Below are 7,330 nucleotides of genomic sequence, written 5' to 3'. Positions count from 1 at the left end.
CGCGATCGCCTGGGCGGAGGAGGCCTGGGCCGGGGCGGCGTGAGCCGGGGCGGCGGTGAGTGCCATGCCGGCGGTGGCGGCGGCCAGGGCGGCGGCGGTGAGGGCCTTCTTCGGGGAGGCGATGCGGCGGATGATGGAGACGGTCACGGAGTACCTCTTGCGTCGGGGATAGGGGGGTCGCCCGCATGCGGTGGGCCACGGGGTGGCCCGGTATGCGTCGGCGCCGCGGCCCGCTGCGGGCTCGTGGCGCCTGGCGACGTCGTCCAGATAAGCAGCCCCGGAAGATGCCCGCAATGACCCCTTTTACTAGTGGTGGCCGGATTCATGAGGAGTGCTAAGTGTGTGACGTGGGCCTCACTCCGCAGGTCAGAGGGGGTGCGGGAAGGGGTGAACCGGGTCAGAGGCGCTACGGTGCGAGGTCGTAGGTGACGTGCGTCATGTGGGGTCCTTCACCGGGCCGTACACACCACGCGTCCGGTCCTTCGCGAAGGGTCACCGTCCGGGACCGTCGAATGTGACCGCGGTCTCCGAGGCGGCCCGCCTGGTCGCCCCGGCGCAGCGCCCGTCTCGGCCACGGACCCGAGCGGCACGCGCGCGGACTCCTGCCCCTCCCGCCACTCCCCTTTCCCATTCCGGTAGGAGCTTCCCCGTTCGTGGTTGCGGAGACGGGGCCATGCCATAGAGTGCGGCCACCGATCCGCGGCAACGGGGAGGGGGACCCCAGATGTCGATCGTCCGGCGGCTCGCGCCCGACCGGAAGGCCGGCCCGCGCCGACGCCTCGCACTACTGATCCTCATCGTCGTCGTCGCCGGCAGTCCCTGGGTTCAGCGGCCGCTCCTGGACTTCTACACACGGAAGTTCTACATCGAACGATCCGAGACCGACCTGTTGCGCTGGGTGACGCAGGCCGCCTTGACCCCGGGGTGGGACGTCTCCGCCGACCGGTACGCCGGCACGGAGGGGCTGGTCGCGAACGACCTGAGCGTCCTGGTACTGCTGGCGACCCTGGTGCTCTTCGTCTCGTGGCTCTCGGCCCGCGGCGGACCCGGATGGGCCGGCTGCCTCACGGTGGGCGTGCTGACCACGCTGCTCGCCGGCTTCGCCGGGCTGGGCCTGCTCCTGGCCCTCGTCGACGACGCACCGCTGCCACCGGTCGGCACGCTCGCCGTGGGTCTGGCGCGCAGCTCCCTGATCTTCGGCCTCGCGCTCGGCGTGCTGCTCGCGCTCCTGTTCGCCGGGCCGCCACGCGGAACCGCTCCGAGGCGCGCCGGCACCCGGCCGGGGCGACGGCACCACGCGGAAGGGAGACCATTCGTGACGACCGCACCGCTCAACATGCCGGTCGGCCGCGAACCGGGGGACGTCACCCGGTACCTGTGCGCCGCGGCCTACGTGGATGAACACTTCGCCGACCGGGTGCTGGAGGACGTGCTGGCGGACGAGGCCGGCGCCGTGGCCCCCTCCCCCGGCGTCGACCTGGAGGCGGTGGCGCGGCACTGCCTGGCGGCCCAAGACCTCCGGCTCGGACGCGACCTGCGCCTGACGGCGGCCTTCGGGGTCGTCGCGCTGCTCGCGCCCGTGTGGCTCGTCGGCGTCACGGTGATCCTGGCCGCCGTCCGGCAGACCGGCGGCCGGCCGAGCCTTGCGACCCGCGGCCGGCACCAGCCCGAGGGCGGGGCGCTGCTGCGTCTGGGGATCACGGCCGGCGTGGTCGCCCTCCTCGCCCTCACCTGCGCGATCGCCTTCTCCGCCCTGCCGGCCGACGGCTTCTGGGCGTGGCTGCTGGGCACCTATCTGGCCGGTGTACCGGCCGTGCTCGCCTCGCTCGGCGCCGCGGCCTTCGCCTACGTCACGGTCGTCCGGCACGACCTCGACGTCGACCGGCTGCTGCGCACCACCCTGACCCGGAAGACCTTCACCGGGCAGCCCGCCGACGCGGCGCACCGGCCTCAGTGGGTCGCCGACCGGATGGCGGCCGTCAAGGAGGCACGGGACGGCAACGTCACCGTGTACAGCGGATACGCCCCCTTCGTCGGCTACACGGCGACCAGCTCGCAGTGGTCCCTCGCGGTGCCGCTGCTGCCCGCCGAGGACACCGTCGGCCTCCGGGCGCGCACCACCGCGCCACGGCCGTTCACGACCGCCGACATCGTCGGGCACCTCCGCGAACGGTTCCGGTCGGTCGCGGCGCCGGGCGCCGACGGCGCGGTCCCCACGGCGGAAGAGGAAGCCCTCTCCTCCCTCACGGTCGAGGACCGGGTCTTCGTGAACGGCACCACCCTCGGCGCCGACGACCGGTTCACCAGCACCACGGCACTGGCCCCGGTCACCCGGCTGCCCGCGGAGACCGTCGAGGAGATCATGCTCCGGCCGACCGGCACGGTCCGCCACTGCCTCGCGGTCCACGTGCCCATGTGGGGCGGTGACGTGGTGCCGAGCACCTTCCTGCACCTGGCGACCGTGGGCAGGACGCTCCACCTCCACATCGACCACCACGTCGTCGGCCCCGTGCGTGCCGCCTACCACGTCGTGGACCGCCTCGACGGCCCCCTCTCGGCCGCCGCCAAACGCGGCCTGCTGGTGAACGCCGTGCACCACACCGGCCCGGCCCTGGTGTCCGCGCCCTTCCGCGCGCTGCGCCACGCCCGCTTCGAGGTCCGCCACCTCAAGCGGATGTCCGACGAGCTGACCGCCATCGAGCAGGACCCGCTCTACGACTACGGTGCCCGCGTCAGCGTCCGGGAACTGGCACTCAGCCCCGACTACCACAACTACTTCCAGGTCCTGGACGCACAGCGGATCACCTCCCTGGTCGAGCGGCACACCTTCGCCGCCGTCCGCGAGTTCCTCGACTCCTCCGGCTACGACACCACCGACTTCCGCGCCCAGCAGCAGACCATCCTCAACCAGGGCCTCATCCAGCAGGGCGGCACGAGCATCATCGGCAACCAGGCGATCGGCGCGGGCGCGACCGCCACCCAGAACTTCCCGAAGCAGGCCGGCGCGTCCGCCCCCGGCGCCGCCGGCGTTCCCGGCGAGTAGGAGGTCCCGTCATGCGTGAGGACCACGGGCGGCAGGAGCCTCCCGTCAACCACGGGCTCGTCGTCAACGGCGGCACCCACTACGTGGGCAACCAGGCGGTGGGACAAGGCGCCCAGGCGATCTCCGGCGCGGTCTCCTTCCCGCCGCCGGACGCCGCGCAGGCCGGCAGGACGGCGGAACTCCTCGCGCAGGTCGAAGGGTTGCTGCGGGATCACCGGGCGCTGCTCGCCGACCCGGAGGCCACCGCCAGGGAGTTGCGCCGCCTGCGGGAGGAACTGGACGAGCCGGAACCGCAGCCCACGGTCCTGCGCCGGGCCCTGGACCGCCTCAACGCATTCGTCCAGCCGGTCGCGCCGCTCGTGACCGCGGTGGGGCAACTCGCGCAGTCGGTGCAGGGACTCCCCCTGCCCTGAGTCATCGAGAGCGTTTGTTCAGGAGAAGCCAGGGCACGCGGGGAACACGGCAACGATGAGTCACAGCACCTGGAGGCTTGTTCCATGACTGCCAACGAAAAGGCCAAGGCGAAGACCGAGCAGGCGAAGGGCAAGGCCAAGGAAGCCGCGGGAAGCGCCCTGGGGAACGACCGCATGGCCGCCGAGGGACAGGCTGAAAAGAGCACGGGAGACGCTCGCGAGGCCAAGGAGAAGACCAAGGACGCCTTCAAGCACTGACCGCTTCTCCTTTTTCGAAGGGCTTTCCGGGCGCGTACGCCGGGAAAGCCCTTCGCGGTATTCCGCCGCACCGGTGTGCGTGTCACGGCGGCAGGTCCCCCTGCCCGGGTCGTGTGCGGTCACGCTACCTTTGGCCGAATGCGACCACAGCGACCTTCCGCCACCCCCGCCCCCGCCCCGACGTCCCACGAGCGGTCCGGCACTCGCACGAGGAGCGTGGTGCTCTCCCTCGTGGCCGGGCTCGTGCTCGGTGCCGCGGGGACGGGCGCCGCATGGGCGATGAACGCCGGCTCCGACTCCCCCGCTGCCGGTGGGACCCCGGCAGCGGATGCGCGTGCCGCGTGCGAGGCACTCGACGGATTCGACGCGCGGAAGTACACGGAGAAGGGTCCGGACGGCGAGATCGCCTTCAATCGCTACGCGGCAGCCGGGGCGCTCTCCGCGTCGGCGGCGGCGGGCGACGCGAAGTACAAGGAGCTCGCCCAGGCCATTCGCCGTTCACAGGACCGCCACGCCCGGGTGTTCGACTTCGACGCGACCGTGAAGAAGGATCTGGACCGGGCTCGCGGGATCTGCCGCGACCTGTAGCCCAGCCGGCCGTGGGACCATCGAGCCCGCCACCGGTCAGGCGTAGTGCCGGTAGACGGCCTGGGCTACGCAGGCGGGCTTGGCGGCGCCCTCGACCTCGACGGTGAAGGTGAGCCGCATCTGCACCCCGTCGCCCTTGACGTCCTCCACGGAGTCGACGACGCCGTGCAGGCGGATCTTGGCGCCGACGGGCACGGGGCTGGGGAACCTGACCTTCTCCAGGCCGTAGTTGACGCTCATGGAGACGCCGTCGATCGCCAGCAGCTCGTTGAAGAGCGGGATGATCAGGGACAGGGTGAGGTAGCCGTGGGCGATGGGTCCGCCGAAGGGGCCGGCCTTGGCGCGCTCGGGGTCGGTGTGGATCCACTGGTGGTCGTCCGTGGCGTCGGCGAAGGTGTTCACCCGGTCCTGGGTGATCTCCCGCCAGTCGGTGCGGCCGAGGTCGGTGCCGGCCAGGGACTTCAGCTCGTCGAGACCGTGGGCGGTGGTGGGCATGGGAGGTCCTCTCCGTCTTCGCGGTGCGGGTGTGCGGGCCTGTGGGTGTGTGAGCTTCAGTCGGGCGGGGACGGGCGCCTGCCGTCGGTGGCGGCCGGGGCGAAGGCCGCGCGCACGGCGGGTTTGACGAGCTTGCCGGAGGCGGTGCGGGGCAGGGCCTCGGTGAAGACGACGGACTTGGGGATCTTGTACTTGGCCAGGCGGCCGCGCAGGTGGTCGAGAATGTCCGCCTCCGCCGCGCGGGCTCCGGGTTTGAGGACGACGACGGCGCGGCCGACCTCGCCCCAGTACGCGTCGGGAACACCGATGACGGCGCACTCCTCGACGGCGGGGTGGCCGAGGACTGCGTTCTCGACCTCCGCCGGGTAGACGTTCTCCCCGCCGGAGACGAACATGTCCTTGACCCGGTCGACGATGTAGGCGAAGCCGTCCTCGTCGGTGCGGGCCACGTCTCCGGTGCGCAGCCAGCCGTCGTCGGTGACCGCGGCGGCGGTCTCGGCGGGCCGGTTCCAGTAGCCCGTCATGACGTTGGGCCCGGACACCAGGATCTCCCCCCGCTCCCCCGGCGCGGCGTCGCGGCCGTCGGGCAGCACCACGCGGGTGTCGGTGAAGAAGTGCGGCACCCCCGCCGAGCCCGCCTTGGCGAAGGTCTGCTCCCGGTCCAGGAAGAGGACCCCGGGAGACGCCTCGGTCATGCCGTAGCCCTGGGCGAAGTCCAGTCCGCGGGCGAGGTAGGTGGCGATGGTGCGTTCGGGGACCGGTGCGCCGCCGCAGTTGAGGCTGCGCAGGCTGGAGAGGTCGGCCTCGGGCCAGCGCGGCCGGGCGGCGAGCGCGTCGTACATGGTCGGCACGCCGAACATGCAGGTCACCCGGTGGCTTTCGATCAGGTGCAGGACGCGGTCGGGGTCGAAGGCGCCGAGCAGGACGACCCGGCCGCCCTTGAGCAGGGTGGGCAGGCAGGTCATGTTCAGCGCGGCGGTGTGGAACAGGGGGGCGGTCACCAGGGTGACCTCGTCGGCGGCCAGGTCGAGGTCGACCAGGACGTTGACGCTGTTCCAGACGATGTTGGCGTGCGAGAGGACGGCGCCCTTGGGGTGGCCGGTGGTCCCCGAGGTGTACATGATCATGCACGGGTCGTCGGGGGCCACCGGCTCGTCCAGCGGTTCGGTGCCGCCGAGGGCGAGCAGGTCGTCGTAGCCGAGGGCGCCGCGGCCGGGTCCCGCGAGGGCGATACGGTGGGGCACGCCGGCGTCGGCGGCGGCCGCGGCCGCGGTCTCGGCCTGTTCCGGGGCGTACACGAGGACGGCGGCGCCGGAGTCGGTGAGGTGGTAGGCCAGTTCGGGTGCGGTCAGGCGGGTGTTGAGCGGGACGAACACCGCGCCGAGGGATCCGGCGGCGAACAGTGTCTCGAGGAAGGCCGGGTGGTTGGGCCCCAGGTAGGCGACCCGGTCGCCGCGGGCCACATCGAGGGCGCGCAGGGCGTGGGCCAGACGCAGCACCCGCTCGTGCAGGTGCCGGTAGGTGACCTCGCGGTCCTCGTGGACCACGGCGGTCCGCCCGGGGGTCTTGCGGGCTCGGCGTGCGGGCCAGGAGCCGATGCCTCGGTTGCGCACGGCGGCCTCCGTTTCAGTCCGTGGTCAGGCCGAGCAGGCGGGCGGCGTTGTCCTTCAGGATCTTCGGGCGGACCTCGGGTCTGATGTCGAGCTTCTCGAAGTCCGACAGCCACCGGTCGGGGGTGATGACCGGGTAGTCGGAGCCGAAGAGCACCTTGTCCTTGAGCAGGGTGTTGGCGTAGCGCACCAGCTGCGGCGGGAAGTACTTCGGCGACCATCCGGACAGGTCGATGTACACGTACGGCTTGTGGGTGGCCACCGCCAGCGCCTCGTCCTGCCAGGGGAAGGACGGGTGGGCGAGGATGATCCGCAGCTCGGGGAAGTCCACGGCGACGTCGTCCACCAGCATGGGGTCGGAGTACTTCAGCCGGATGCCGCCCCCGCCGGGGACGCCCGCGCCGATGCCGGTCTGACCGGTGTGGAACAGGGCGGGCACGCCGAGTTCCTCGATGGCCTCGTACAGCGGGTAGGCGAGGCGGTCGTCGGGGGCGAACGCCTGGATGCTCGGGTGGAACTTGAAGCCCCGCACGCCGTGTTCCTCGACCAGGCGGCGGGCCTCGCGGACCCCCGCCCGGCCCTTGTGGGGGTCGACGGAGGCGAACGGGATGAGGACGTCGGCGTGGGCGGCGCAGCCCTCGGCGACCTCCTCGTTGGAGATCCGCGGGTGTCCGGTGGCGTGCTCGGCGTCGACGGTGAAGACCACCGCGGCCATGCGGCGTTCGCGGTAGTGCGCGGCCATCTCGTCGATGGTCGGCGTGCGGTGGCCGTGGGCCTTGAAGTACTCCGCGGAGGCGCCGAACAGCTCGGGGCTGAGCGCCCCGTGGCCGTCCTTGGAGACCTCGGCGTGCGTGTGCACGTCGATGGCGACGAGTCGGTCGGGGTTCGGGGAGGTCATCGTCGGCTCTCCTTCCGTGGCACGG

Annotated in this window: 7 protein-coding genes and 1 pseudogene; 4 read left to right on the top strand and 4 right to left on the bottom strand. The window is 72.1% G+C overall.

Annotated features, from left to right (window positions below):
- Positions 1–147, bottom strand: a pseudogene (locus ACZ63H_RS20540) (lytic transglycosylase domain-containing protein); the annotation flags it as partial.
- Positions 148–724: 577 nt separating this feature from the next.
- On the opposite strand from ACZ63H_RS20540, the gene ACZ63H_RS20535 reads away from it, so the two are divergent.
- From ACZ63H_RS20535 to ACZ63H_RS20520, 4 genes are all read left to right on the top strand, one after another.
- The gene (locus ACZ63H_RS20535) at positions 725–3,043 is read left to right on the top strand and encodes a hypothetical protein (protein WP_469866967.1); all 2,319 of its coding nucleotides are present in this window, start codon (positions 725–727) and stop codon (positions 3,041–3,043) included.
- Positions 3,044–3,054: 11 nt separating this feature from the next.
- Positions 3,055–3,456 carry a DUF5955 family protein gene (locus tag ACZ63H_RS20530; RefSeq protein ID WP_469866965.1) on the top strand — a complete coding sequence of 134 codons (402 nt, stop codon included), beginning with the start codon at positions 3,055–3,057 and terminating at the stop codon, positions 3,454–3,456.
- Between the two features lie 84 nt (positions 3,457–3,540).
- Entirely contained in the window at positions 3,541–3,714 is a 174-nt protein-coding gene (locus ACZ63H_RS20525; protein WP_469866963.1) for a CsbD family protein, read from the top strand.
- A gap of 219 nt (positions 3,715–3,933) precedes the next feature.
- Positions 3,934–4,302 (top strand): hypothetical protein, encoded by a 369-nt coding sequence (locus tag ACZ63H_RS20520; RefSeq protein ID WP_469866961.1) that lies wholly within the window; start codon positions 3,934–3,936, stop codon positions 4,300–4,302.
- A 36-nt stretch (positions 4,303–4,338) separates the two neighbouring features.
- Here the strand turns inward: ACZ63H_RS20520 and ACZ63H_RS20515 are convergent, their stop codons facing one another.
- Genes ACZ63H_RS20515 through ACZ63H_RS20505 form a run of 3 tightly spaced genes read right to left on the bottom strand, consistent with a single transcriptional unit; the run spans position 4,339 to position 7,305 of the window.
- Positions 4,339–4,797: a MaoC family dehydratase gene (locus ACZ63H_RS20515; protein WP_469866959.1), complete on the bottom strand. Its 459-nt coding sequence runs from the start codon at positions 4,795–4,797 to the stop codon at positions 4,339–4,341.
- Positions 4,798–4,853: 56 nt separating this feature from the next.
- Positions 4,854–6,410: an acyl-CoA synthetase gene (locus ACZ63H_RS20510; protein WP_469866957.1), complete on the bottom strand. Its 1,557-nt coding sequence runs from the start codon at positions 6,408–6,410 to the stop codon at positions 4,854–4,856.
- Positions 6,411–6,423: 13 nt separating this feature from the next.
- Positions 6,424–7,305 carry an amidohydrolase family protein gene (locus ACZ63H_RS20505; protein ID WP_469866955.1) on the bottom strand — a complete coding sequence of 294 codons (882 nt, stop codon included), beginning with the start codon at positions 7,303–7,305 and terminating at the stop codon, positions 6,424–6,426.
- Between the last annotated feature and the right edge of the window lie 25 nt (positions 7,306–7,330).

This window comes from Streptomyces sp. NPDC104831 (genome assembly GCF_055583025.1).
The sequence above is the reverse complement of the archived record's forward strand: the minus strand, read 5'-3'. Positions and strand labels throughout refer to the sequence as shown.